18 protein-coding genes are annotated in these 25,988 nt (G+C 59.9%); 13 read left to right on the forward strand and 5 right to left on the reverse strand.

Annotated features, from left to right (window positions below; genetic code table 11):
- Window positions 1–240 precede the first annotated feature (240 nt).
- Window positions 241–2,928, reverse strand: coding sequence for a cation-transporting P-type ATPase (locus tag RTE01_RS24000; protein WP_134526880.1), 2,688 nt, complete (start codon window positions 2,926–2,928; stop codon window positions 241–243).
- Window positions 2,929–2,978: 50 nt separating this feature from the next.
- Complete coding sequence (locus tag RTE01_RS24005) at window positions 2,979–3,410, reverse strand: universal stress protein (RefSeq protein ID WP_134528570.1); 432 nt, start codon at window positions 3,408–3,410, stop codon at window positions 2,979–2,981.
- 531 nt (window positions 3,411–3,941) lie between these two features.
- On the opposite strand from RTE01_RS24005, the gene RTE01_RS24010 reads away from it, so the two are divergent.
- Genes RTE01_RS24010 through RTE01_RS24020 form a run of 3 tightly spaced genes read left to right on the forward strand, consistent with a single transcriptional unit; the run spans window position 3,942 to window position 9,051 of the window.
- Window positions 3,942–5,027, forward strand: coding sequence for an efflux RND transporter periplasmic adaptor subunit (locus tag RTE01_RS24010; protein ID WP_115192341.1), 1,086 nt, complete (start codon window positions 3,942–3,944; stop codon window positions 5,025–5,027).
- On the forward strand, window positions 5,027–8,089 hold the full coding sequence (locus RTE01_RS24015) for an efflux RND transporter permease subunit (protein ID WP_123551640.1): 3,063 nt from the start codon (window positions 5,027–5,029) through the stop codon (window positions 8,087–8,089). The genes RTE01_RS24010 and RTE01_RS24015 overlap by 1 nt, the downstream gene beginning before the upstream one ends.
- Window positions 8,086–9,051 carry an acyltransferase gene (locus RTE01_RS24020; protein WP_141335418.1) on the forward strand — a complete coding sequence of 322 codons (966 nt, stop codon included), beginning with the start codon at window positions 8,086–8,088 and terminating at the stop codon, window positions 9,049–9,051. Before RTE01_RS24015 ends, RTE01_RS24020 begins: the two co-directional genes overlap by 4 nt.
- A 27-nt stretch (window positions 9,052–9,078) precedes the next feature.
- Here RTE01_RS24020 and pagP read toward each other — a convergent pair whose 3' ends face one another.
- On the reverse strand, window positions 9,079–9,654 hold the full coding sequence (pagP, locus tag RTE01_RS24025; RefSeq protein ID WP_041146315.1) for a lipid IV(A) palmitoyltransferase PagP: 576 nt from the start codon (window positions 9,652–9,654) through the stop codon (window positions 9,079–9,081).
- Between the two features lie 225 nt (window positions 9,655–9,879).
- Between pagP and RTE01_RS24030 the strand changes: the two genes are divergently transcribed.
- Window positions 9,880–10,812: a nucleoside recognition domain-containing protein gene (locus RTE01_RS24030; RefSeq protein WP_134526883.1), complete on the forward strand. Its 933-nt coding sequence runs from the start codon at window positions 9,880–9,882 to the stop codon at window positions 10,810–10,812.
- Here RTE01_RS24030 and RTE01_RS24035 read toward each other — a convergent pair.
- Complete coding sequence (locus RTE01_RS24035) at window positions 10,804–12,351, reverse strand: alpha/beta hydrolase (protein ID WP_141335426.1); 1,548 nt, start codon at window positions 12,349–12,351, stop codon at window positions 10,804–10,806. The two genes, RTE01_RS24030 and RTE01_RS24035, sit on opposite strands and share 9 nt — an antisense overlap.
- A gap of 182 nt (window positions 12,352–12,533) precedes the next feature.
- On the opposite strand from RTE01_RS24035, the gene RTE01_RS24040 reads away from it, so the two are divergent.
- From RTE01_RS24040 to RTE01_RS24060, 5 genes are all read left to right on the forward strand, one after another.
- Window positions 12,534–12,779, forward strand: a complete 246-nt coding sequence (locus RTE01_RS24040; protein ID WP_041146317.1) for a histidine kinase — start codon at window positions 12,534–12,536, stop codon at window positions 12,777–12,779.
- Between the two features lie 132 nt (window positions 12,780–12,911).
- Window positions 12,912–14,366 carry an AMP nucleosidase gene (locus RTE01_RS24045; protein WP_115192337.1) on the forward strand — a complete coding sequence of 485 codons (1,455 nt, stop codon included), beginning with the start codon at window positions 12,912–12,914 and terminating at the stop codon, window positions 14,364–14,366.
- Window positions 14,367–14,774: 408 nt separating this feature from the next.
- Entirely contained in the window at window positions 14,775–17,999 is a 3,225-nt protein-coding gene (locus RTE01_RS24050; RefSeq protein ID WP_141335420.1) for a molybdopterin cofactor-binding domain-containing protein, read from the forward strand.
- Window positions 17,996–18,454 carry a (2Fe-2S)-binding protein gene (locus tag RTE01_RS24055; RefSeq protein ID WP_041146320.1) on the forward strand — a complete coding sequence of 153 codons (459 nt, stop codon included), beginning with the start codon at window positions 17,996–17,998 and terminating at the stop codon, window positions 18,452–18,454. The genes RTE01_RS24050 and RTE01_RS24055 overlap by 4 nt, the downstream gene beginning before the upstream one ends.
- Window positions 18,455–18,510: 56 nt before the next feature.
- Window positions 18,511–19,140: an NTP transferase domain-containing protein gene (locus RTE01_RS24060; protein WP_141335422.1), complete on the forward strand. Its 630-nt coding sequence runs from the start codon at window positions 18,511–18,513 to the stop codon at window positions 19,138–19,140.
- A 267-nt stretch (window positions 19,141–19,407) separates the two neighbouring features.
- Here RTE01_RS24060 and RTE01_RS24065 read toward each other — a convergent pair whose 3' ends face one another.
- Window positions 19,408–19,659 (reverse strand): hypothetical protein, encoded by a 252-nt coding sequence (locus tag RTE01_RS24065; protein WP_041146321.1) that lies wholly within the window; start codon window positions 19,657–19,659, stop codon window positions 19,408–19,410.
- Between the two features lie 262 nt (window positions 19,660–19,921).
- Here RTE01_RS24065 and hflK point away from each other — a divergent pair, with 262 nt between their 5' ends.
- Genes hflK through RTE01_RS24085 form a run of 4 tightly spaced genes read left to right on the forward strand, consistent with a single transcriptional unit; the run spans window position 19,922 to window position 25,843 of the window.
- Window positions 19,922–21,823 carry a protease modulator HflK gene (hflK, locus tag RTE01_RS24070; protein ID WP_141335424.1) on the forward strand — a complete coding sequence of 634 codons (1,902 nt, stop codon included), beginning with the start codon at window positions 19,922–19,924 and terminating at the stop codon, window positions 21,821–21,823.
- Window positions 21,820–22,821 (forward strand): SPFH domain-containing protein, encoded by a 1,002-nt coding sequence (locus RTE01_RS24075; RefSeq protein ID WP_115192332.1) that lies wholly within the window; start codon window positions 21,820–21,822, stop codon window positions 22,819–22,821. Before hflK ends, RTE01_RS24075 begins: the two co-directional genes overlap by 4 nt.
- Window positions 22,818–23,888: an SPFH domain-containing protein gene (locus RTE01_RS24080; RefSeq protein ID WP_134526898.1), complete on the forward strand. Its 1,071-nt coding sequence runs from the start codon at window positions 22,818–22,820 to the stop codon at window positions 23,886–23,888. The genes RTE01_RS24075 and RTE01_RS24080 overlap by 4 nt, the downstream gene beginning before the upstream one ends.
- Window positions 23,885–25,843, forward strand: coding sequence for a heavy metal translocating P-type ATPase (locus tag RTE01_RS24085; protein WP_134526901.1), 1,959 nt, complete (start codon window positions 23,885–23,887; stop codon window positions 25,841–25,843). The genes RTE01_RS24080 and RTE01_RS24085 overlap by 4 nt, the downstream gene beginning before the upstream one ends.
- Window positions 25,844–25,988: the final 145 nt, after the last annotated feature.

Consider the following 25,988-nt stretch of genomic DNA (forward strand, 5'->3'; position numbering starts at 1 on the left):
GACGCAACGCATACCTTTTTGCCAGCAAAAGGAAGGCATATTCCAGTCATTGATTGAATAAGATGAAAACCGATCGTCGCCTTGCGACGCGGGCCGCATAAGCATGTTTGCCAGCGGGGAGGATACCCGCTCTGATTGAGAAGGGAGCGACCGAGCGGCCAGATCTGATTAAGAAGGGGGCGACCGGACGGCCTGCCCCCTTAAGTTGAAAGGTGCGTTTTTAACCTTGCTCGCCGCCCGTCAGGACGTACGCCATTTCCGGGTTAACGGTTTTTCGATTTCGACAATCAGGAACATCACAAATCCGATGATGAAGGTGATCACCCAGTAGCGGAACGGCAGCGCGGCGGTACCAAACAGCATCTGCATAAACGGCGCGTAGATGATCAGCAGCTGCAGCACCAGCAGAACGCCGCTGACGATCCAGATGCCTCTGTTGGCCAGTAATCCTTTGCTCAGAGAGAAACCGTCGGCAACGCGACAGTTGAGCATATAGAACCACTGGGCGGTGACCAGCGTTTGCAGCAGGACGGTACGAATGAACTCCGGCGAGTAGCCGCGCGGCTGGAGCCAGGCTTCCAGTACAAAAGCGCTCACGGCGATCATCGAGCCGACGAAAATGACCCTCCAGATAGCGAAACCGTCCATAACGTGCAGCTTAGGATCGCGCGGCGGACGCTTCATGATATTCTTTTCGCCGGCCTCAAACGCCAGGCCAAACGACAGCGTGGCCGAGGTCGCCATGTTCATCCACAGGATCAGCACCGGAGTCAGCGGAATTAAATTCCCCGCCAGCAGGGCAATAATAATCAACAGCCCCTGCGCCAGGTTAGTCGGCATAATAAAGAGGATGGTTTTCTTCAGGTTATCATACACCCGCCGCCCTTCCCTGACCGCGCTGGCGATGGTGGCGAAGTTATCATCGGTAAGCACCATATCGGCCGCTTCCTTGGTCACTTCGGTACCCTTGATGCCCATGGCGATCCCAACGTCGGCCTGCTTCAGCGCCGGCGCATCGTTCACCCCGTCGCCGGTCATCCCGACCACCTCTTTTTTACTCTGCAGCGCCTGCACCAGGCGGAACTTATCCTCCGGGCTGGTACGCGCAAAAATATCAAACTTCTGCGCGGCTTCGCTGAGCTGCTGGTCGTCCATTACCTCAAGCTCGCGCCCGGTAATGGCCGTGCCGGCGTTGCCGATGCCCAGCATTTGTCCAATACTCATCGCCGTTTGCGGGTGATCGCCGGTGATCATCTTCACGCGGATCCCCGCCTGCAGGCAGTCGCCGATCGCCGTAATGGCTTCCGGACGCGGCGGATCCATCATCCCGGCAATACCGAGGAGAATGACCCCCTCCTGCAAATCCTGGTGGGTCAGCTCGGTCTGACCGCTGGCCGCAGGCTTCCACGCCGCCGCCACCATGCGCAGCCCTTCCCGTGCGTACTCTTCAATTTTTGCCTCCCAGTACGGCTGATCGAGCGGCTGCAGGCCGCTATCGGTCTGCTGCTGCTGGCAGAGCCGGAACAGCACGTCCGGGGCGCCGGTAATTAAGATCATCTCCTCGTCGCCGATGCGGTAGAGCGTCGACATATACTTATACTGCGAGTCGAAAGGAATTTTGCTCCGCAGCTCGGTCGCCACCGCCGGCAGCGCGACCTTCGCCGCCAGCACCTTCAGCGCCCCTTCCGTCGGGCCGCCGGTAATTTTCCATAATCCGCTTTCATCCTTGATAAGCTGGCTGTCGTTACATAAATCAATGGTCCGCAGATAGCGCTCGAGCAGCGTGCCCGGCGCCACCACCACCGGCCCGGAATCATCTACCGGATGGATATTACCGATCGGCTCATAGCTATCCCCTTCGACCCGATAAATGGTGTCCGCGGTAATGACGGCTTTGACCGTCATCTCGTTCATGGTCAGCGTCCCGGTTTTATCCGAGCAAATCACCGTCATCGCACCCAGGGTCTCAACGGTCGGCAGCTTGCGGATAATCGCCTTCTGCCGGGCCATGGTCTGCACGCCCAGAGAGAGAATAATCGAGATGATCGCCGGCAGCCCTTCCGGCACCGACGCCACCGCGAGGCTAATCAGCGAGAGCATCAGCTCCGAAACCGGCATATCGCGGAACAGCAGGCTGAAGACAAACAGCGCGGCCATCATCACCAGAATGATGATAAAAATGGCTTTCCCGAGCTTGTCCATCTGCACCAGCAGCGGCGTGCGGTGCTTTTCAATGTCCGCCATCATCTGGTTGATATGGCCCAGCTCGGTATCACCGCCGGTCGCCACCACCAGGCCTTTACCGCCGCCGGAGCTCACCGTGGTCCCCGAGAACAGCAGGTTGGTGCGGTCGCCGAGAGGAAGCTCGCCGCTCAGCGCCTCGGTGCTTTTCTCAACCACCGTTGATTCACCGGTGAGAATCGCCTCCTCCACGCGCAGGTTGTGGGCTTCGATAACCCGCAGGTCGGCAGGAATACGGTCGCCCGCGCGGATCACCACAATATCGCCCGGCACCAGCGCGGTGGTCGGAATCGTTTCATGGTTCCCCTGGCGGATCACCACCGCTTCGCTGGACAGCATATTGCGAATGCTCTGCAGCGATTTTTCGGCGTTACTTTCCTGAATATGGCCAATCAGGGCATTGATCACCGCGACGCCCAGAATCACCAGGGTATCGACCCAGTGGCCCATGACTGCGGTCAGCAGCGCCGCCGCCAGCAGGACGTAAATCAGAACATCGTTGAAGTGGGCCAGGAAGCGCAGCCAGGCGGGTTTGCCCGGCTTTTGCGGTAACGCGTTCTCGCCGAATTTCTGGAGTCGCGATGCCGCTTCCGCGCTGCTAATCCCCTCGGGGGAGCTGTTGGTGCTGGACAGGGTTTCATCGACGGAGAGCTTGTAGAACGGGCCGCCCGGTTTGTCTGTACTCATAGTTATCTCCTCACTCCTGTAACGGAAATCAGAACAGCATCAGGCCGCCCTTAACGCACAACAAAAACCGGAACGTGAGCATAACGAACGATACTGGCCGCCTCGGAACCCAGCAAATGGGTCTGAATATTGGGGTTGCGCGAGCCAATAATTACCACATCCGCCTGCAGCTCGTCGGCCAGCTTCGTCACTTCGTCACGAACGTTGCCGCTGCGAACGTGAATCTCAACGTCACCTTCCGTCAGTCCCGACTTTTTGACGAGCTCAGCAAGTTTTTCCTGAGAGTTTTTAACAAGATAGTCTTCCATTTTTCGCGCATCGGAAATAAATCCCCGCGTCAGCGCCGGGGAAAAGAGAGGATTTACGTGCACCAGGTGAATTTTCCCGGCAGAGCTTTGTGCGAGGAACTGAGCGTGGGATAGCGCTTTGTCGGCAAGGCCGATTTCAAAGACATCAACCGGGACCAGAATATTTTTATACATACAGACAATCCTTTTATTACCAATAGAATAGATCGCAAATATCTCCCAACGAGACGCGTTGAGGAAAATCTCAGGAACGAAAGCGGGCACAGAAGTCGGTATGATTAAACGTAGCACAGGACTGTTAACATTTTTAAGCCACCAATTAATATATTGAAAAATATCACGGAGATAGCCGCCCTCAGACAATTCATCTGCAAACCACCCTAAACCGTCGACATAAGGGCAATTTTTACTCTTTTTAACATTTCCGCTTTTCTGCGACTATGCTCATTATCAGGAGCTCTGGAGCTTCTGAAAACCACTCAAGAATTAGGTAGATAAGACTTTACTTACTCTATAACCAGTACTATTAGGAGGAACGATGTTTGGCTATAGCCTGTTTCGCCTGAGCCTGTTTATTGCCCTGGCAATAATTGCCTGTACGGCTACAGGATTATTCACCTATGTCGTCGTCTCTGCCCTGGCTGAATAAGTTCGACGTTTGTCACTAACATTTAAAATAAATCTTTTAGCTCTGAGGGGAATACAGTGAACCGTTATTTTTCTCTCATTCCTGTTGTTATTTTAATAACAACAGCTTGCGACCAGAAAGCGCCGCAGGTTACGCCGCTGCCGCGGATGGTGAAAGCCGCTGAGGTGGCCGCGGTGGGTGATTCACAGCAGCGTATTTTCCCCGCGCGCATCGAGTCCGGGGACTCCACGGAACTCTCCTTTAAACGCGGCGGCCAGGTTGAATCGCTCGACGTTCGCCAGGGGGCGAACATTACGCAAGGGCAGGTCCTCGCCCGGCTCAACGCGCGCGAAGCCCAGCAGCGCGTCAATGAACGACAAACCGCCGCCACGCTTGCGCAGCGGCAGTTCGATCGCTTCCAGACCCTCGCCGGCCGTCAGGCTATTTCAAAAGCGGAAATGGACGTTCAGCGCGCCAGCCGCGACTCGGCCAACGCCGCGCTGAAAATTGCCCGTGAAGAGCTCGGCCAGATGACGCTCAACGCGCCCTTTAGCGGGGTAGCGGCCAGCGTGCCGGTGCGCAATCATCAGGTCGTCGCCGCCGGGCAAACCGTGGTGACCCTGACGCGCACCGATCTGCTCGACGTGGTCTTTAGCATCCCGGAAAACCTCTTTAGCGCCTTTGATATTCGCAACGCCCAGTATCGCCCGATCGTCAGAATCAACTCCCTTCCGGACCGCCAGTTCACCGCGCAGTACAAAGAGCATTCCGGCAGCAGCGACAATAGCAGCCTCACCTGGCAGGTGATCCTGACCATGCCGCGCCCGGCCGATTTCCCAACGGTCGGCGGCGTTAGCGGAACCGTGACGATAAACCTGGCAAACCTCCCCGCCAACGCTGGCCGCGAGGCGCTGGTGGTGCCGGTTGAGGCGGTCTTCAATCCCGATAATCATCAGCGCAACGAGCCACACGTGTGGGTGATTAAAGGCGATGGCGAGCAGCTGCATCTTGAGGATCGCAAAGTGAGCGTCGGGCAGGTGACAACTCAGGGGGTCGTCATTACCGACGGGCTCAGCGCCGGCGAGCGCGTAGTGGCCGCTGGCGTAAGCGAACTGCATGCGCAGCAGCCGGTTCGAATCTGGACGCGTGAACGAGGCCTTTAATGGATATATCCCGCCAGTTTATCAATAATCCCGTCCGCGTCTGGCTGACCATTCTGCTGCTGGGCGTAGGCGGTATTTTCGCCCTGCTCAATATCGGCCGTCTGGAAGATCCGGCGTTTACGATTAAAACCGCCGTGGTCATTACCCACTATCCGGGGGCATCGGCTCAGCAGGTCGAGGAAGAGGTCACTCTGCCGCTGGAAAATGCCCTGCAGCAGCTGCCCTACCTGGATAACGTCAGCTCTATCTCCTCCAACGGGCTGTCGCAGATAACCGTAAACATCGCCTCGAACTATCACTCCAGCGAGCTGCCGCAGATATGGGACGAGCTGCGGCGCCGGGTGGGCGACGCGGCCCGGCTCTTCCCGCCCGGCGTGGTTGCCCCCTTCGTAAACGATGATTTCGGCGATGTGTTTGGCTTTTTCTTTGCTATTTCCGGCGACAGCTTTACCAATCCGGAACTGGTTCGCTATGCCGAGCAGCTGCGCCGGGAGCTGGTACTGGTACCCGGCGTCGGCAAGGTCGCCATCGGCGGCGCGATCCCGCAGCAAATTAATATTGATATCTCGCTGCCCAAAATGGCGGCCCGCGGCATTACGCTGAATCAGCTTTCCGCCATTCTCAGCCGCCTGAACGTCGTCTCCAGCGCCGGGGAGATTAAATCCGGCAGCGAGTCCATTCGCCTGCATCCGACCGGGGAATTTGAGAATCTCGACGAGCTGGGCGATCTGCCCATCAACCCCCACGGCACCGGGGCGACGACCCGGCTGCGGGATATTGCCACCCTCTCGCGCGGGCTGAGCGAATCGCCCTCCAGCATCTACCACGCCAACGGTCGCCAGGCGGTGACAATGGGCGTTTCGTTCATCCCCGGCGTCAACGTCATCGACGTTGGCCACGCGCTGGAGGCGAGGCTTGAGCAAATGTCGGCGGAAAAACCTGCCGGGATTAAAATCGATCTGTTCTACGATCAGGCGGCCGAAGTCGGCCAGTCGGTTAGCGGCTTTATCACCAACTTCCTGATGGCGCTGGCCATTGTTGTCGGCGTGCTGCTGATCTTCATGGGCGTGCGCAGCGGCATTATTATCGCTTTCTCGCTGGCGCTTAACGTGCTGGGCACGCTGCTAATTATGTACCTGTGGGGCATTGAGCTGCAGCGGATTTCGCTGGGCGCGCTTATTATCGCCCTCAGCATGCTGGTCGATAACGCCATCGTCATCGTCGAAGGGGTGCTGATTGCCCGCCAGCAGGGATCGACGCTGCTGACCGCCGTTAACTACGTTATCCGCCGATCCGCCCTGCCCCTGCTGGGGGCGACCGTGATTGCGATCCTCGCCTTCGCGCCGATCGGCCTGTCGCAGGACTCGACGGGGGAATACTGTAAGTCACTGTTCCAGGTGCTGTTAATCTCGCTGATGCTCAGCTGGTTCTCGGCGCTCACCATCACCCCGGTGCTGATCAAATGGTGGCTGTTTAAAGGCGCGGCGTCCCCGACGCCGGCCGCCGAGGCCGATCCCTACCGCGGGCGCTTTTACCGCAGCTATCAGCAGATCCTTAACGCCCTGCTGATGCGCAAAACCATCACCCTCGTGCTGATGGCGGCGCTGCTGGGCGGCGCTATCTGGGGATTCGGTTCGGTGCGGCAGAACTTTTTCCCTTCATCAAACACGCCGATCTTCTTCGTTGACCTGTGGCTGCCCTACGGTACCGATATTGCGGCAACCGAAAAAATGGCCAGCGATATCGAAACGACGATTAACGGCCAGCCTGGGGTCGTCACCACCGTGGCTACCGTCGGTCAGGGCAGCATGCGCTTTATCCTCACCTACAGCGGCCAGCGGCAGTACAGCAACTATGCGCAGATTATGGTTCGCATGGACGATCGGCGCAGCATCGACGCCCTGACGCGCCACGTTGACGCCTATATTGCGCGCAACTATCCGCAGGTCAACGCCAGCAGCAAGCGGGTGATGTTCGGTCCGTCCGGCGACAGCGCGATCGAGGTGCGTATCAAAGGCCCGGATCCCGACAGATTACGGCTGATAGCCAGCCAGGTGAGCACCATCCTCTCCGCGGATCCGGCCGCCGGCAGCGTGCGTAACGACTGGCAGAACCGCAGTAAAACGATCCGACCGCAGTACTCGACCACCCTCGGGCGCGAGCTGGGAGTGGATAAACAGGATATCGACAGCGCGCTGCAGATGAACTTCACCGGCAGCCGCGTCGGGCTGTACCGCGAAGGCGCCGATCTGCTGCCGGTGGTGGTCCGTCCGCCGGCCGCCGAACGTCAGGATGCTAACCATCTCAACAACGTGCTGGTGTGGAGCCAGAGCCGGCAGCAGTACATCCCGTTGAGCAACGTGGTCAGCGACTTTACCCTTGAATGGGAAGATCCGTTGATTCTGCGCCGCGACCGCAGCCGCGTACTGACGGTGATGACCGACCCCGACCCTCTGAGCAACCAAACCTCGGGGGATATTCTGGCGCGGGTGCAGCCGCAGATTAACGCGATCAGCCTGCCGCACGGCTACAGCATTGAGTGGGGAGGCGATGCCGAGAACTCCAGCGAAGCGCAGCAGGGGCTCTTCACCACCCTGCCGCTAGGCTATCTGGTGATGTTTGTCATCACCGTGCTGATGTTCAGCTCGCTGAAAAATGCGGTTGCCATCTGGCTGACCGTGCCGCTGGCGCTTATCGGCGTGACCCCGGGCTTTTTAATTACCGGCATACCTTTCGGCTTTATGGCGCTGATCGGTTTGCTCAGCCTGAGCGGAATGCTTATCCGCAACGGCATCGTGCTGGTGGAAGAGATTGAACAGCAGAAACAGGAAAAACCGCAGCACCAGGCAATTATCTATGCCGCAACCTCGCGCTTACGCCCTATACTGCTCACGGCCTTCACCACCGTGCTCGGGCTGGCGCCGCTGCTGCTGGACGTCTTCTTCCAGAGCATGGCGGTTGTTATCATGTTTGGGCTGGGTTTTGCGACCATCCTGACGCTACTGGTTCTTCCGGTTATTTACGCCTGTTTCCACCCTAAGGATATGCAGCAAGCACAATGAACACCACCGGGTTAAATATTATTAAAACGCTGGGATGCATGACGGCGGTAACGTTCTTTACCATCTATAACACCTGGGATCTGTATGATTACGATTATCACTGGATCCTCGGCTTTCTGACGTTTGTCTCGACCATCGCCACTCCGCTATTTTTTGTGGTGGCGGGCTATCTCGACGCCCAGTCCCGGCACGGCGAGCGCTGGCAGATGGGCAAAATTAAAAGCGTGGTTATCGTCTTCCTTTTCTGGATGACGATTTACTACCTCTTTGAGCCCTACCAGCGCGGCTATCTGATTCAGCCGTGGTTTGTCTTTACCTTTATTGTGATCTATACCTTCCACCCGCTGATCGAGTGGCTCAGCCTGCGCAGAAGGATCTTTTTTAGCGCGGTGTTTGCCCTGCTGCTGTTCTCCTACGGCTACGATCTGCTGGCGGCACTCTATCCCGACGTTCATGTGCTAAGCCTGGCGCCGCAGTATCGCCTGTGGACCTGGCTGTTGTTCTATTTAACCGGCCAGCTGTTTAACGAGCCAATGGTCGTGCGCTGGCTGACTCGCGATAAAGTGGTAAAAGCCGCGATGTGTGCCATACCGTTTATTTATCTTTTCACCTGGTTTTACGAACGCCATTTCTTTTTCGCCCTGTTTAAGGCCGACAGAAATGCGTTCCTGCTCACCGGTTCGCAAATTTATATTCTGGTGGTGGCGCTGGTTATTGCGGCTAACGGCGTTCGTTTTCGTAAAAACAGCGAGTTTAAGGAGAGTATTCTGGCGGCAATCAGCAAAACGATGACCGGGGTCTATATCCTCCACTACTCAGTTTTTCATCTCCTGAGCTCCCTTATCCCGATCGGTTCGCTGAGCACAAAATTAATGCTGATTGCCCTGACGTTTGTCGCCTCGGTATTGATTTCAATGCTGGTGTTATCAAACCCGGTCGCTAAAAAGGTGATCACCCTTTAAGCCTTCCGCCCCGGCCTGGCGCCGGGTTTAAAAACCATAGCGCAGCCAGGCAAAGAGGACGTTACCGTTATTATAGGTGCCGGGAATATAGGTAAACTGCACGCTAAGCCGCTGATAGCTTGCGGAAAATAGCGGCAGGATAATCGGTAGCGGCACGTAATTAGCGAAATCATCGCGCGCGGTAATTCCGGCGGTCACCCCGAGCCCGAGGCGGAAATCGCGGGCGCTATCCAGATACCAGCCCTTCTCCCAGCCGTAGCCGATGATGGGCTGCCACTCGTTATGCGAATCCTTAAACATCATGGCGTACAGCGAGCTCCAGTCGCCGTCATCGTGGTAGCGAGAGAAGCCGAAGCCGCCGCCCCAGGGCATCTCGTTGTAGTTATCCGTTTTCTCTTTATCGTAGGTTAAGCGGTTATGCCAGCTAAGAAACGGCAGATACAGGTCATAGTTTTGCGGCTCATTCCAGGTTTGCGAAACATCATTTTTTAACCAGTCCCACCAGCCGCTGATGCGCTGTTCACCGTAAACGCCCTTTTCAGCCCGCGCCGCAGAGGCAAAAATAATCAGAGCTGCCAATACCATCAGCCGACAACGTTGCATAGGCTTTTCCTTATAGATAATTTCCACTGGGTTTTTATTCCGGGAATAATAACCGCGCTTTGCAAATGTCGTGGCGGCATTTTACCGGTAATACGCGCCCCTTATGATCAGTATATATAACAACCGGCAGGGCAGTTGCCAATAGCAGCAGAACATATCATTTCATAGCAGCGGGGATTATCATGACGCTAATGAATGATTTTGCAGGCGGTGCTCGAAAAATAAATGGATGTCATAAGCATTATTATGTCGGCGGGAAAGTCCTCGGTTAACGTCGCGCTTTATACCCTGCTACCCATTATGGTAGTGATGCTGATCATCATGAAATATCTGGAAGTGCGCGGGGTGCTCGACGTTATCGTCCGCTGGGTGGCGCCGCTGCTCAAGCCGTTTGGTTTAACCGGGATGAGCGCTTTTGCCCTGATCCAGATGAATTTTGTCAGCTTTGCCGCCCCGCTGGCAACCCTGTCGATTATGGATAAACGCGGCGTCTCGGACCGGCAGATGGCCGCGACTCTGGCCATGGTCTTTGCTATGGGTCAAGGCAACGTCTTCTACCCTCTCGCGCCCTTCGGCCTGCACTGGATGGCCTCGATAATCATTTCGATTGTTGGCGGGCTGTGCGCGGCCGCGGCAACCTGGTACTTCACCGGCCGGCGGCTGTCGACCGTCGAAAACGCCCGCGCGGAGGCGCTACCCACCGCGGAGCAAAATAGCCAGGGGATCATTTCCGTTATCAACAGCGCCGGCTCCGACGCGATTCGCCTGGCCCTCGGCGCCGTGCCGATGCTGATCCTGTCGCTCACCATCGTCGGGCTGGTGCAGGCTGCCGGGCTGATTGATATGCTGCAGCGCCTGTTGATGCCGCTGCTGCTGTGGCTGCATATCCCGGAAAACTTCGTCCTGCCGGCGCTGGTCAAATGCGTGGCCGGCGGCACGGCCTACTTTGGCGTGATCTCTGAATTGCTTCAGCAGGGCAAGGTCACCGCCAGCCAAATTAACGCCTCCGCCGGGCTGTTGATTCAAACCTTCGATCTGCCGGGAATCGGCATTTTTCTTGGCGTCAGCTCGCGGTTTGTCCGCCTGTTCCGCTTTGTCGCGCCTGGCGCCATGGTTGGCATCGCGGTGCGCACCCTGATGCACGTCTCGCTATTTTGAGGCCTCAACCCGCGCTTCAGGCTGCAGACAGGCCCGCATATCAGGCTGGAAGCCGCAGCCGATGCGCTGGTCGATGCGCGCCATCATAAACGGGAAGAACGGGTTGGAGGTCACGCGCATCAGCGTATCCAGCCCGACGCTAAGGCTGGAGGTCTCTCCCCGTAGCGAAATCGTACCGATGCTAATACCGTAAAGGTTCTTCTCCGTCGGCTCGCGGCCGTACAGGGAGTCGTTCAGCGGGAACGGCACCGCCACGTGCGAGAGCGAATACATATCCTGCGGCCACGCCAGGTTCAGCGGCGTCACCCGCTCCGCTTTTTCTCCTGCCGGCGTGGTGCGGGCCACCGTCTCATAGGTGATGGGCGAGGCGTTGGTGATCACCGTGGTGCTGTATTGCCGCGGCGCGGGCGGCAGAAGCGCGCTGACCGCAGAGTAGAGCGCAGGACGGAACAGCGCCCGCAGGTTGGCGGCCTGGTTGATATCAAAAATCACCAGCTCGCTGCCGTTTTGCGGCAGGTAGCGATACAGCGAATCAACCACCGCCCGGGTGCTCACCGTGGAGTCCATGACCGACTGGAAGGTCAGCACCGGCGGCAGCGCGGCAAGCCGCTGGCTGCGGGAGGCCTGGACTATCTGCTCCTGCAGCGCCTGGGTTAACAGCCACGACTGGCGGGCCGCCTTCACCGGAAACGAGTTGTACTTATAAGGATTAAACTCGGGCACCACGTTCAGCCATGCCGCCCGGGCAAAGGCCGGAAACACCGCCGGCAGCCCCGTCAGCCCGGCAAAACGGGCAAATGCCGTCACCCCGATCATCGGCGATAGCAGGACTATCTGCTGCGGCTCGGGCAGGGCATTATCATCCAGCGCATCGAGCGCATACTTCAGCGCCAGCGCGCCGCCGTTGGAGTAGCCGATCACGTGCAGCGGTACCTTCGGCCCGCCCAGCCGCGTCGCTTCGCGTACCGCCAGCCGCGTTGTCGCCATCCACGCCTGCCAGTCAACGGCGGTCAGCGATCCCGGCGCGGTGCCGTGTCCCGGCAGCCTCGGCACCACCGCTACGAACCCCTGCTGCTGATAGGCTTTTGCCAGATAGCGCACGCTGTAGGGCGAGTCCGTCAGCCCGTGCAGCAGCACCGCGGTACCGCGCGGCTTTCCCTCCGGCAGCAGCACGAAGGAGCGGTTCCAGTTAGGCTGAAACTTCTCCGGGTAGACCTCGCTTTGGGCATAAAAACGGTTGAGCGGCGTTTTTTCATCATCAGGAAGCGCATCGGTCAGCTGGGTTTTCATCTGCTGAAAAATAGCCCCCTCCCGCGCCAGATATCCGGCGAAGGTGGTGCGGTCAATCTCAGCCGCCGACATTTCATCGGCGGACCAGGTATGCCACGAATGCAGCGCAGGCCCGCGCTGGGTTTCATAAATACGTCCGGCAAAAAAAACGCCAATCACGATAAGCAGGCCCACGGCGATTTTTTTCACCAGCGAGGCGACTTTTAAACCAGCTTTATTCAGGTATCGGGTAAAGCGCATCATTGCCATATCGCTGTCCATTTTCTTTGCCGTATATGACGACCGTTTGCGCATTAGCGCATTGGTGTCTATGTGATTAAAGCCTGCGAGACGCTTTTTAAACATAGACTAAACCGAAAGGCTATTCTTATTGTCAGAAGAGCAGCAAAAGACAATTATCGCCAGGAATATAACAGGCCAGGGAGAAAGAGATGGAGTGGTGGGTAAAAAAGGTCTGCACCGAAACGACCCGCGTGGTTTTACAAAGCGGCCAGCTGCTGATCATTGCCGAGATTGAACCCTGCCGCTGCGGCTTAAAAATCGGCGATAAGCTCACGCCGCTGGCGAACGCCCGCTACAGCATCAACGACGATCCCGCGGTAACCCTGAAGGTGCAAAAGGCGACGCACTTCAGCGCCGAGCGCTGGGCCGATAGCGCGCATTCCGTCGCCGAATAGCCGCCAGTAATCATCACCAACTGTTTCTATTTGCAGTATTTTCATCGCTCAGCCGGTGAAATTCCCCTTCGCTCTTTTCGGTCTGTGACATACTATCGAACACGTCAGCAGACCTGAAACAAGGAGCGAATGATGAACCACAAGGCCGCCAGTCTGACCCCGGAACAAGCGCTGAGTCAGCTAGAAACGCAGTATGAGCAGTCGGTCAATGCGCTACGTAAAGCCATTGGCGAGTACATCAACCACAACGAGCTCCCTGACGAGACCGTCCGTGCCCAGGGGCTGTTTGTCTATCCCCTGCTGTCCGTATCCTGGGATGGCGCCGATCACAAGGCCCTCAAAACCCGCGCCTGGGGCCGCTTCACCCACGCCGGTTGCTACAGCACCACCATTACCAATCCTAAGCTATTTCGCACCTACCTCCTCGAACAGCTCACCCTGCTGTATGAGGATTACGGCGCGCACATTAGCGTTGGGCTTTCGCAGCATGAAATTCCCTACCCTTACGTGATCGACGGTTCCGAGCTGACCCTCGATCGCTCGATGAGCGCGGGCCTGACTCGCCATTTCCCGACCACCGAGCTGTCGCAGATTGGCGATGAAACCGCCGACGGGATTTTCCACCCGACCGAAAACCACCCGCTTTCCCACTTCGATGCCCGACGCGTCGATTTCTCCCTCGCCCGCCTGCGCCACTACACCGGCACGCCGGTCGATCATTTCCAGCCGTACGTCCTGTTCACCAACTACACCCGCTACGTGGATGAGTTCGTCCGCTGGGGCTGCAGCCAGATCCTCGATCCCGACAGCCCCTATATCGCGCTCTCCTGCGCCGGCGGGATCTGGATCACCGCCGATACCGAAGCGCCGGAGCAGGCCGTGTCCGACCTGGCATGGAAAAAGCACCAGATGCCCGCCTGGCACCTGATCACCAAAGATGGCCAGGGGATCACCTTGATTAACATCGGCGTTGGCCCCTCTAACGCCAAGAATATCTGCGATCATCTGGCGGTGCTGCGCCCTGACGTGTGGCTGATGATTGGCCACTGCGGCGGCCTGCGCGAAAGCCAGACCATCGGCGACTACGTGCTGGCGCACGCCTATCTGCGCGACGACCACGTGCTCGATGCGGTGCTGCCGCCGGATATCCCGATCCCCAGCATCGCCGAGGTCCAGCGCGCGCTGTACGACGCCACCAAGCAGATCAGCGGCATGCCGGGTGAAGAGGTTAAGCAGCGGCTGCGCACCGGGACGGTGGTCACCACCGACGATCGCAACTGGGAGCTGCGCTATTCCGCCTCGGCGCTGCGTTTCAACCTCAGCCGCGCCGTCGCGATTGATATGGAAAGCGCGACTATCGCCGCTCAGGGCTACCGCTTCCGCGTCCCTTACGGCACCCTGCTGTGCGTCTCTGATAAACCGCTGCACGGTGAGATAAAGCTCCCCGGCCAGGCCAACCGTTTTTATGAAGGGGCTATTTCAGAGCATTTGCAGATTGGCATTAAGGCCATCGACCTCCTGCGGGCCGAAGGCGATCATATGCATTCGCGCAAGCTGCGCACCTTCAACGAACCGCCTTTCCGCTAGCCTCCCTTCCCCGTACTCCCCTGGGCGCAACCCGGCGCCCAGGGGCACTCATTTCCAGAAACGCCCGCGGAGCGCCGAAAGGCTATCTCTTCATCACCGTCCTTTATCATTATGATAATAATTATCGCCCGGCAGATGATAATCCCGCGGCAACGGCAGCAGCCTCTCTCGCAGGCAGCGTCGTTTCGCCAATAAGTTCGATCGGCATCACAGTTGGCAACCCCGAAAACGCCATTCCTTTGAGCTGGCATACCTATTGCTACTTCTCGCCCGATAGGCAAAAACGTCTTTACGATCGTTATGCCGCGCAACAGACATCCCCCGCAGCTGCGGCAGTGCGACCTACGGTGACACCATCCGTCGGGCGTCGTTCGTATAAGGGACAGGACCCTGGAAACGGAGAAAAATATGACCACTACGCTGGTTGGCAATGAAGTCGCGCGCGTTGATGGCCTGGCCAAGGTGAGCGGCAAGGCTATTTACGGCGATGATATTAAAATGGCAAATATGCTGTACGGCGTTTGTCGCTTTGTCGATATTCCTGCAGGACGCATTGACTCACTCGACTTATCTGAGGCGAGAAACGTTCCTGGCGTGGTGCGTATTGCCACGTGGGAGGATATTCCCGGCGAGAAGAGCCTTGGCGTTATCATTCCCGACTATCCCCCCATCATCCGCGATGAAATTGCTTATCGCGGTGATGTGATTGCGGTCGTCGCCGCCGAAACCTATGAAGCGGCGTGCCTTGCCGCAGAAAAGATCGCCATAACCTATACGCCATGGCAGCCCATCGTGTCGCCAGAAGAGGCCATGAAGCCCGGAGCACGCTTAATTCATAGCGAACTCGACAGCAATATTATTAATCACCACCACACCGTCAAAGGCGATATCGACAGCGGCTTTGCCGCCTCTACGCATATTTTTGAACGCGAGTACGAGGTGGGGTTTCAGGAACATGGCTATATAGAGCCTGAATCCATCACGGCCTGGATCGATAATAACGAGCAGGTGATGACCCTTACCGGCTCGATTCAGAACGCCCACCGCATACGTGGGATCGTGGCAAAATACCTCGCCCTTCCGCAGTCGCGGGTCAACGTTAAGCGCTCGATACTGGGCGGGTCGTTTGGCGGCAAGGACGATATTATCGACAATATTGCCTGCCGGGCCGCCCTGCTGGCGCATCTTACCTCTCGCCCGGTCAAGATCTCCTACAATCGGGAACAGTCGATGCGGGAGAGCTATAAACGCCATCCCTATAAGATGAAGTACAAGATTGGCCTCGATGATGAGGCCCGCATTCAGGCGATTAAGGTCGATATTATCGCCGATGGCGGCAGCTACTCCGGACAGACCATGTTCGTGACCTGGCGCAGCTCCGTGCAGGCCGCCGGGCCTTACAACATTCCCAACGTGCGGGTCGACGTGACGGGGGTCTATACCAACAATAACTACACTTCCGCCTATCGCGGCTACGGCGCTCCGCAGGTGATTTTTGCCAATGAATCGCTGATGGATGAGGTCGCCGAAGCGATGGGTCTCTCCCCGGTCGAGCTGCGCCTGCGCAATATTCTCCGCCAGGGCGATACCAGCATGGCCGGGCAGGTGTTTGATAATCATACGGTCTCCGCGCAGGAGGTCCTCGAAAAAGCCATGGCGAAAGCGGAGTTCGTCGCCAGGCGTGAGCACTATCGCAAGCTCAACGCCGAGGGCGGACCGGTGCGCTACGGTATCGGCCTGGCGCTCAGCCACCGCGGGTGCTCCCTCGGCGCGGAGGGCCTAGACGCCTCATCGGCGCTGATGCAGGTGAACGCCGATGGCAGCATCAACATTTCGACCTCCGTCTCTGAAAACGGCCAGGGATTGCAAACCACCATGTCGCTGATTACCGCGGAAGCCTTTGGCATCGGACTGGATCGCGTGATGTTCTCTGAGCCTGACACCTCGATGATCGCCGACGGCGGCTCTACCGTCGCCTCCCGCGGCACGCTGATGGGCGGTCAGGCCATCCTGAGCGCCGCCAATAAAATCAAGAAACGGATGGCCAACGCCGTCAGCCAGCGGCTTGGGGCCGCCGGTATAGACGATCTGGTGTGGCAAGAGGGGAAAGTCTTCAATCGGCACCAGCCGCAAACTACCCTGACCTTTCAGGAGGTTGTCGATTTGACCCGGGCGACGGGCGCCAACCTCTCCTCCTACGGCTGGCACGTGGCGCCGGCTATCCACTGGGATGAGGAAAAAGGCTGCGGCAGCCCCTATTTCACCTGGGTCTATGGCTGCCAGATCGCCGATATTGCGCTGGATACCCGCACCGGCAAGATCGCCATCAATCACGTCGTCGCCGCCCACGATGTGGGTAAGGTGATAAATCCCGTCGGCTTTGCCGGTCAGGTCTACGGCGGCGTGCTGCAGGGGATGGTGGGATACGGCATGCTGGAGGATTTTAATACCGAAAACGGGACCGTGAAATCCGAGAATTTTGACACCTATCTGCTGCCCACCATCCAGGATATGCCCAATATCGATATTATCGCCGTCGAAAACCACGACCGCGCCGGGCCTTTAGGCGCCAAGGTTATCGGCGAGCCGGTCCTTGAGCTGGGAGCGGCGGCGCTTAACAACGCGGTCAGCTTCGCCCTGGAGAAACGCAACCGTCAGCTTCCCCTGACCCTCGAGCGCGTGCGCCTCGGCTATAACCTGAAAAAACCCGAGCGCCAGAGCGAACTCATGGCGGAGGGAGCGGAGCATAAGCAGGTTCTGCGCCTCAATACGCTGCGAATGGCGACACCGAAAAATCTGGACGAGGCGCTGCAGATGCTGGCGCGGGAAAATAGCCAGCCCATCGCCGGCGGGACCGACGTTCTGGTACAGGCGCGGTTGAAAACCGACGAGGTCGGGCTGGTCAATATTGCGGGGCTTCAGGAGCTCAGGCAGATAGAAGAGCTTAACGACGAGCTGATTATCGGCTCAGGGGTCTGCTTTACCGATTTGGTCAGGCACCCGCAGATCAAGGCGCGCTACCCGCTGCTGGTCACGGCCTGCAAAACTATTGGCTCTCTCCAGCTGCGCAACCAGGCGACGGTTGGCGGGAATATCGTCAACGCCGCGCCCTGCGCCGACTCGGTTCCACCGCTGATTATTTATGACGCCAGACTGGAGCTGCAAAGCGCCAGCGGCGCGCGGCAGATAGCGCTCAGCGACTTTATCGTCGGCGGCTACCGCACGGCGCTGAAGCAAGGCGAAATCGTCACCAAAGTCATATTACCAGCCCCGCCCGCGCCGCTATCACAGCAGCGCTATTTACAGCTGGGCCGCCGCAACGCGCTGAATATCACCCGCCAAAGCCTGACGGGCCTGTTCACCTTTTCTGCCGATGGCACCCTGGCGCTCTGCCGCCTGGTGGATGGCGCTCTGCTCAGCAAACCACAGCGCCTGACGGAAGTTGAGGCCTGCCTGACGGGGTTTGTCCTCGACGAGAAGAGAATTGAGGATGCGGTCCAGGCGCTGAACAAAATCATGCATGAGGCGATAGGCGGACGCTGGTCGGCCCCTTACAAAATACCGGTATTTGAAGATATGTTCCGACAAATGATGCAGGAAACGCTGGCAGAGCAGAAGGTGGCAAAAAAATGAACCGAATTGAGCTGAAGGTTAATGGCATTCGCATCAGTCGCGAAGTGGACGATAACACCCGCCTGCTGGATTTCCTGCGGGAGGATCTGCGGCTAACCGGCACCAAGGAGGGCTGCTCCGTCGGCGAGTGCGGGGCCTGCACGGTGATTATGAACGAAAAATCGGTCTGCTCGTGCCTCCTGCTGGCCGCCCAGTGCCACGGCGCGGAAATCACCACGATTGAGGCCCTGCAGCATGACGCCGTCGGGAAGAAGCTGCAAAACGCGTTCGTGCGCCACGGCGGCGTCCAGTGCGGCTTCTGTACGCCGGGGGTACTGATGAGCACGAAGGCCCTGTTAGATCAAAACCCTCAACCTTCCGATAGCGAAATTTGCGAGGCGCTGGAGGGTAACCTCTGCCGCTGCACCGGCTATCAGCCGATTATCACCTCGATAAAAGCGATTCTGAAGGCCTGAGTTTGCGACGCCCCGGACGAGCTGATATCCGGGGCGCCGATAGTGGCGGAGGACCTATGCCTGTTAAAGAGTGTTTGATTCTGGCGGCGGGAATGTCAACCAGAATGGGGACCTGGAAAATGATGCTGCCATGGCGAGAGGGGACCGTCCTCGATGGCGCCATCTCCGATGCGCTCTCATTCTGCGATCGGGTTATCCTGGTGACCGGATTCAGAGGGGCCGAGTTGCATCAGCGCTACGCGCAGCATCCAGGTATTGAGCTGGTTCATAACGCGAACTATCAGGAGGGGATGTTTTCATCTATCCGGGCGGGCGTGAAGCACATTAAAGCGCGCCATTTTTTTATCGCCCTCGGCGATATGCCGGCTACCGGCTCTGGCGTCTATGCAACCCTGTGGCGGCAGCGCAAAGAGACGTGCCTGATCCCCGAGTATCAGCAGGGTCGGGGTCATCCAGTACTGCTGCCGTTTTCGATTATTGACAAAATAGTCGCTGCCGGCGCCGACGATAGCCTCAAAACGGTTGTGCGTCAGTTTGGTAGCCAAGCGGTCGGCGTGGCAGAAAATGGCATTCACTGGGATGTTGATACCCCGCAGCAATATCAGCAGCTGCTGGCCCGCTGCCGGGCCAGCAGCGAGCCGCCGGAGAGGGTCGCCGAGGCGGTGCTGCATCACCAGATGCGCTAATGAAGCCGGATAGCAGCCGAGGTTGTAAATCGCCCCCGGCTGTCCGGATTCACCAGATGGGCCTCGATCTGCACCTGCGGCTTCGCGGCTCAACCGGGCCGGTGGCGAAGCAGCCCCGCCGGGATAGCGACTAAAAATCACCGCGATTCGCATCGCCGGAGTCGGGTACAACGGTTCCGGCGTTCAATCCGCACGCCATCTGAGAAAAAGCGAATCCTGCGATCAGCGATAACCGCTAAGGCTCCAGGCTCTAAGGAGAAAAACGGGTTACGCGCCGCCGCGCAGCATCGTGCAGAAGGCGCAGTGGCAGCCGGGAACCGGCGTTGCGCTGCAGGTTCCCAGTATTGAGGTCTGAAAGCCGGCGGCGTTGTGGCTGTAGAAGTTGCTGACGAGGCTCTCTTCCGCCTTTTTCAACTGGGCGGAGTTAACCTCGGCAGAAGCCACGCTCTTAGCCTGGAAGGCCCAGGCGGCCGGGGAACTCACGGCAACGGTTAAAAGTACTATGCGATAAATTTTCATCTTAGAAACGCGTCCCGGCCCAGTTATTGATGCGAAAACCCTACCACAGCGCCCGTTCGGTGCCAGCGCTATCTTGCACAATAAATACATTGTTACAATATAACATCCACCTTTACGCGGGGTGCAGACTATCCAGGAGGGAGCGCTTTGTTTATATTGCGGATGTTATCACATAACACCATCGGTTCTTCGTCTCAGCGGTGACTTCAGCAGATCGTTTGCCCGGGTTGCGTCGGGCAGGGACGGATCAACTGGAGAGTCTATGGCGCAGCCCCCCTCACCCGAGAGTCGCCCTCGGGTCGCTTCGCGAAGCCGACGTTTGCTTATCGCGCAGGCCATTCTGTACTGCCTTCTCGCCGTCGCTGGCGCGATTTATCTGTTCCTGGCGCTGTTTTCCGTCACCGGGTTCTGGCTTCCCGTCACGCGCCTGATGCTCGCCGCGGTGCTGGTCGCGCTGGCGTTTGTCGAAAACGCGCTGCGCTGCGAAGGCGGTGGGAGGCAGGCCCCACCGCCCGCCGGGAGCCCGGAGGACGAGCCGACGCTTCTGCGCCGGCTGCTGCCGGAAAGCGTGCAGGTCTGGCTTCGCCATTTTCATCAGCATCTGGCCACCACCCTGTTCGCCGCTGCACTCGCCAGCGCCTTTGCCATCGCCAATATCGCGGATGCCCGGCCCGTTGAGCTGGCCGACGCCCCGCGGCCGATCGCCGTCGGCGCGTTTATTGTGCTCTGCTTTACGCTGCTACTGCTCGAACGCATGCTCAGCTTCCGCCCCCTTCGCGGCTGGCCTCATCGGCAGCAGTACGTGGGGCTTGCCCGCTTGATGCTCAGCCTCTTTCTGCTGCTCACCCTCTCCCTGCTGGCGGCGATGGCGTTCCCCGTCCCCGCGCTGTGGGGCATTAAGCTGGCGAGCCTGACGATCCTACTGGTGGCGCTGGAGTATGCGCTGCGCGCCCTGGCCGCGCTGGCCTCTCCCCCTGCGCCGGACTCCGCCCCCCGCTTTCTGACCCGCAGCCTGCTGGCCGCGCAGTATCAGTGGCCGCCGCGGCCGCTGCTGCACGCGCTGGACTCTTTTCAGCAGCGCTTTGGCGTCGATCTGCGTCAGATCCACGCCTTTCGTCTGATGGGCCGCCGGCTTGTACCGGTGACCCTGGGCATTGCGGTGCTGGGCTGGCTGCTCAGCGGGCTAACGGAGGTGGGGCTGCATCAGCGCGGGATATACGAGCGTTTTGGCCGGCCGATCGCCGTGCTGGCTCCCGGCCTGCATGCCGGACTGCCGTGGCCCTTTGGCCGGGTGGTCGCCGTTGAGAACGGCGCGGTGCATGAACTCCAGCTCAGCGATCTCACCGAGGCAGCGCAGCCGGATCGCCAGCCCGACGACGCCGCGGAAGGCCCGGCGCCGCAGAGCAGCTGGCGGCTGTGGGATAGCAGCCACGCCACGGACCAGTCCCAGGTCATCGCCAGCGCCGCCATGGACCAGCAGAACTTCCAGATCGTGAATATGGATATCCGCGTGATCTGGCGCATTGGCCTTAGCGATCGCGATGCGCTTAACAGCCAGTACCAGACCGAAGACCTGGCGGGGATGATTCGCAGCCTCGCCCGGCAGATTCTGGTGACCCAGTTTGCCAGCAAGCAGCTGGATGAACTGCTTGACGAGCAGCGGGCGACGCTGGCTAGCGAGCTCAGCCGGCAAATCCAGCAGCGTCTTACCGCCCTGCATACCGGCGTGGAGCTGCTGTTCACCCGCATAGAGGCCATTCATCCTCCCGCCGGGGCGGCCAACGCCTACCACGGAGTGCAGGCCGCGCAGATCGCGGCAAACGCGCTGATTGCGCGCGAACAGGGCTATGCGGAGAAGGTCAGCCGCGAGGCGCAGCGTAATGCCCTGACCGGCCTGAATAACGCCGAGGCCTCCGCCGCCGAAAACCTGTCTCAGGCCCGGGCCGCCGCGGTGACCTTCACCGCGGAACGGCAGGCGTGGCAGCAGGCCGGCGAGGCGTTTATTACCGAGCGACGCTATCACATACTGAGCCAGGCGCTGGCCCATACGCCGCTGCTGATCCTTGATAGCCATCTCCAGGGAAGCAGCGAGCCGGTGCTCGATCTCCGTCAGTATCCCGCTTTATCCGACAGTACCGCCCCACAGAAGGCCAGCACACCATGAAGATCCGCGCGATAGCCGCCACCCACGTCCCCCCAAACGCCGTTAAGCGGCAGATCGCTCCGCCCGCCCCGCAGCGCCGCAGGCGCGGTATTCGCCTTGCCGTGGCGGCATTTTTGGTCGCGCTGGCGGTACTAACCGCCTGCCTGCTGGAGGTCCGCGCCGGAAGCGCCACCGTGGTGACCCGCTTTGGCGATCCGGTACGCGTCCTGCTCGCGCCCGGTCTGGCGTGGCGGCTGCCGGCACCTTTTGAAACGCCGCTCGACGTCGATCTGCGCATTCGCTCCACCTCCAGCGGCCTGCAGGACGTGGGCACCCGCGACGGCCTGCGGGTGCTGGTGCAGGCCTGGGTTATCTGGAAGGTCAAACCCGATAACGATAACGTGCTGCGCTTTATCCGCGCCGTGCAGAACCAGCCGGATGAGGCCGCCCGCCAAATCCGCACCTTTGTCGGCTCCGCGCTGGAGACCACCGCCAGCAGCTACGCGCTGTCGGACATCGTTAACGTCGATGCTAAAAAGGTCAAAATAGCCCAGTTGGAGAGCCAGCTGCAGTCGCAGCTGCAGGCCCAGCTGCTGAAAAGCTACGGCATTGAGCTGATCCAGACCGGGATCGAGCGCCTGACCCTGCCGGCCGTCACGCTGAACGCCACGGTGGACCGCATGCGCGCCGAGCGCGAAACCATCGCCACCGAACGCACCGCCGAAGGCAAACGTCAGGCCGCTGAAATCCACTCCCGGGCGGATCGCGATGCGCGCATTCTGCAGGCCGACGCCGCGGTGAAAGCGGCGGCCATCAGCGCCGACGCCCAGCGCGACGCGGCCAGCATCTACGGCAAGGCGCGGGCCAGCGACCCGCAGCTGTACGACCTGCTGCGTTCGCTGGATACGCTGAGCACGATTGTTAACGCCAGCACCCGTCTGGTGCTGCGTACCGACGCGGAGCCGTTCCGCACCCTGGTGCAGGGCCCCACGCCGTTGACCGGGACGCCGCAGCCATGACCCCAGCATCGCCGGGCTCAACGCCCTGGGGACAGTCGTACCGCATCGCCTTCTTTACGCTGTACGGCGCAGCGATCCTCGCCGCCGGCGCGTGGCTGTTCTCCTGTATCCATTCGGTGGCCCCCGACAGCCGGGCGGTGGTCTTTCAGTTTGGCAGGCCGATCCGCGTAGCGAACGCGGGACTGCTGTTTGCCTGGCCGCATCCCGTCAACAGCATTGAGCTGGTGCCGGCCGCCGAACGCATTCTCGAACGAGACGTGGCGGTGCTGCGCCGCGACCAGCAGCTGGAGCAGATCAACAACTGGGAGCGCGACGGCGATGCCGGCGCCGGTGCAGGCTATCTTTTAACCGGCGACGAAGGCGTGGTGCAGCTGGACGTCCGCGTATTTTGGCGGGTCAGCGACCCTGTCCGTTTCGCGCTACAGCGTGCGCATATCGCGCCGCTGATCGATCGCCTGACCGAACGCGCCGCCGCGGTCGTCTGCATGGAGCGCGGCCTGGACGCGATTCTGGTTGCCAGACCGGAGAGCCGGCAGAACGACCGTCACTCGGCAGAGGAGCGCATCCGTCTGCGCAGCGACTTCAGGCATAACATGGCGCAAAGCCTGGCGCAGATGGCCGCCAGCGGCAACGATCCGGGCATCGTCATTGAGCGCGTCGATATCGTTTCATCCCTGCCGGCTAACGCGGTGGCGGCCTTCAACGCCGTGCTGACCGCCAGCCAGCAGGCCGATAAAGAGATAGCCAGCGCGCGAACCGCAGCCACGCTGCTGAGCCAGCAGGCGCAGCAGCAGGCGGATCGCACCATCCAGCAGGCAGAAGCCGGCCGCCAGGAGACCCTGGCGAAGGCCAGCGTTGATACCCGAACCATCCTGCAGCTGGCGCAAACCCGGCGCGACGGCAGCGATGGCGGACTGCTGCTGCGCCTGTGGCGCGACGCGGTCAGCCGCATTCTGTCGCAGGCCGGACAGGTTATTACCGTCGCCCCCGGAGACGACAGCCGCCTGATCCTCCAGGGCCTTCCACCCCAGCCGGCCACGCCGCCGGCCAGCGAGAAATCACCATGAGCCAGTCGTGCAGCCACGGACATATTCACTTCAGCAATCATCTCCAGACCCCGGCGGAGCAGCGGCGGATGGCGCGTCGGCTGACGCTGGCGATGATAACTATCGGACTGCTGTTGCTCAGCCTGCTCTGGCGCGCCGTGGCGCCGGATCAGCCGGCGATCGGCGATATTCTGGCCGGCGTGGCCTGGCTGCTGGTTGCCGTGCCGGTATTTCGCGCCGGCTGGCACAGCCTGCTGCATCCGGATCTCCACGGGGTGACCGACCTGCTTATCGTACTGGCGATGCTGGGCGCGTGGGCGCTGGGCGATCTGATGACCGCCGCGCTGCTGCCGGTGATCATGATTTTCGGCCATATTCTGGAAGAGCGCAGCGTCATGGGAACCCGCCAGGCCATCGCCGGGCTGAGCAAACTGGCGCATAGCCGGGCGAGACGCCTGCGCCAGGACGGATCGCTGGAAAATATCGGCAGCCAGCAGCTGCGCCCCGGCGACGTGGTTGAGGTTCGCCCTGGCGATCAAATTCCCGCCGATGGGCAGATCCTCTCCGGTAACGCCAGCCTCGATGTGGCGTCCATTACCGGTGAATCGGTGCCGGCGGAGGTCTGCCCCGGAATGTCGGTTTTCGGCGGCACGCTAAATCTCAACGGCCTGCTGCGCGTCGAGATTACCCATACGGGCGAGCACTCCACCCTCGGGAAAGTGCTGGCGCTGATGCAGGACGCCGAGCAGGCAAAACCGCCCATCACCCGAATGCTGGAACGCTACGCCGGACACTATCTGATCCTCGTGCTGCTGATCGCCGCAACGACCTGGTTTTTGACCTACGACAGCCAGGCGATGCTGGCGGTGCTGGTCGCGGCCTGCCCCTGCGCCCTGGTGCTCTCCGCCCCGGCCACCTCGATGGCGGGGATCGCGGTGGCTGCCCGGCACGGCATCCTGATCCGCAACGCGGCCTTCCTTGAGGAGCTGTCGGACGTTGATGCGGTCATTATTGATAAAACCGGCACCCTGACCCAGGGGCGGCTGCGGCTGGTTGACGTTATCCCGGCAACCGCGCGCCCTCGCGAGTCTCTGCTGCGGCTGGCCTCGGCGCTGGGCGCGGCGAGTAATCATCCGGTGAGCCGGGCGATGGTTGGCACCCTTCCTGCACCTGCACCTGCAGATGATGAAGAGATGACGCTGCGCGACGTGGAGGAGATTCAGGGGCTGGGTGTCGTCGCCACCACCGCTGCCGGCCGGGCTTTGCTGGGGCGAAAAGAGCTCTTTGACCGCTATCGGATCGCGGTCGCATCGCTCCCCGACCACGACGGCCCGACGGTCGGTCTCGCGGAAGGCGGCGTTTTTCTCGGCTGGCTGCTGCTCGATGATACGATCCGCCCCGAGGCGCCGGAGGCCATCGGGATGCTGCAAAACCTCGGCATTGGCCGCTTCCTGCTGCTGACCGGCGATCGTCTGGCCGTCGCGCAGCGCGTGGCGCAACGGACGGGAATCAACGAGCTGGCGGCCGAAATGCTGCCGGCCGAAAAGCTGCAGCAGGTGCAGCGGGCCGTCAGTGAGGGATGGCGCCCAATGGTGGTTGGCGACGGGATCAACGATGCGCTGGCGCTCAAGGCCGGCGCCGTCGGTATTGCTATGGGCAGCAACGGCGCCGATATCGCGCTGGCGTCCGCCGACGTGGTGCTGACCGGCAGCGACTTACGCCGTCTGCCGCTGGCGGTAAGGCTCAGTCGCCGATGCCGCGCCACCCTGCGGGTCAACGTCTTTATCGGCCTTGGCTGGACGATTTTAATCGTAATTGCCGCGGCGATGGGGCTGCTCGGCGCGGCGGGAGCCCTGGTAGCGGCAATATTGCACAATCTCAGCACCCTGCTGGTGCTGCTGAATACCGGGAGGCTGCTGCAGTTCGATGGCCGACGCGGGAAAGATGAGCGCGCGGGTAGCGAACCGCGAGGGTAATAACAGGCGCCCGCCGTCCGAACCCGTTTGAGACCGGGCGCGGGCAGGCGGGAAATCGCGTACGAAGGCCAGTTTCCCCCGTGAAACGACAGCGCTGCAAACGACAAAAAGCCCGCTTAGTTTCCTAAGCAGGCTTCTTAAATTT

Source organism: Klebsiella terrigena, assembly GCF_006539725.1.
Lineage (GTDB): Bacteria > Pseudomonadota > Gammaproteobacteria > Enterobacterales > Enterobacteriaceae > Klebsiella > Klebsiella terrigena.

Bases quoted from the DNA above. Each gene is read 5' to 3' on its own strand.
- RTE01_RS24000 (WP_134526880.1), bottom strand. From the start codon at position 2,928: ATGAGTACAGACAAACCGGGCGGCCCGTTCTACAAGCTCTCCGTCGAT.
- RTE01_RS24005 (WP_134528570.1), bottom strand. From the start codon at position 3,410: ATGTATAAAAATATTCTGGTCCCGGTTGATGTCTTTGAAATCGGCCTT.
- RTE01_RS24015 (WP_123551640.1), top strand. From the start codon at position 5,027: ATGGATATATCCCGCCAGTTTATCAATAATCCCGTCCGCGTCTGGCTG.
- RTE01_RS24020 (WP_141335418.1), top strand. From the start codon at position 8,086: ATGAACACCACCGGGTTAAATATTATTAAAACGCTGGGATGCATGACG.
- pagP (WP_041146315.1), bottom strand. From the start codon at position 9,654: ATGCAACGTTGTCGGCTGATGGTATTGGCAGCTCTGATTATTTTTGCC.
- RTE01_RS24030 (WP_134526883.1), top strand. From the start codon at position 9,880: ATGGATGTCATAAGCATTATTATGTCGGCGGGAAAGTCCTCGGTTAAC.
- RTE01_RS24035 (WP_141335426.1), bottom strand. From the start codon at position 12,351: ATGGCAATGATGCGCTTTACCCGATACCTGAATAAAGCTGGTTTAAAA.
- RTE01_RS24040 (WP_041146317.1), top strand. From the start codon at position 12,534: ATGGAGTGGTGGGTAAAAAAGGTCTGCACCGAAACGACCCGCGTGGTT.
- RTE01_RS24045 (WP_115192337.1), top strand. From the start codon at position 12,912: ATGAACCACAAGGCCGCCAGTCTGACCCCGGAACAAGCGCTGAGTCAG.
- RTE01_RS24050 (WP_141335420.1), top strand. From the start codon at position 14,775: ATGACCACTACGCTGGTTGGCAATGAAGTCGCGCGCGTTGATGGCCTG.
- RTE01_RS24055 (WP_041146320.1), top strand. From the start codon at position 17,996: ATGAACCGAATTGAGCTGAAGGTTAATGGCATTCGCATCAGTCGCGAA.
- RTE01_RS24060 (WP_141335422.1), top strand. From the start codon at position 18,511: ATGCCTGTTAAAGAGTGTTTGATTCTGGCGGCGGGAATGTCAACCAGA.
- RTE01_RS24065 (WP_041146321.1), bottom strand. From the start codon at position 19,659: ATGAAAATTTATCGCATAGTACTTTTAACCGTTGCCGTGAGTTCCCCG.
- hflK (WP_141335424.1), top strand. From the start codon at position 19,922: ATGGCGCAGCCCCCCTCACCCGAGAGTCGCCCTCGGGTCGCTTCGCGA.
- RTE01_RS24075 (WP_115192332.1), top strand. From the start codon at position 21,820: ATGAAGATCCGCGCGATAGCCGCCACCCACGTCCCCCCAAACGCCGTT.
- RTE01_RS24080 (WP_134526898.1), top strand. From the start codon at position 22,818: ATGACCCCAGCATCGCCGGGCTCAACGCCCTGGGGACAGTCGTACCGC.
- RTE01_RS24085 (WP_134526901.1), top strand. From the start codon at position 23,885: ATGAGCCAGTCGTGCAGCCACGGACATATTCACTTCAGCAATCATCTC.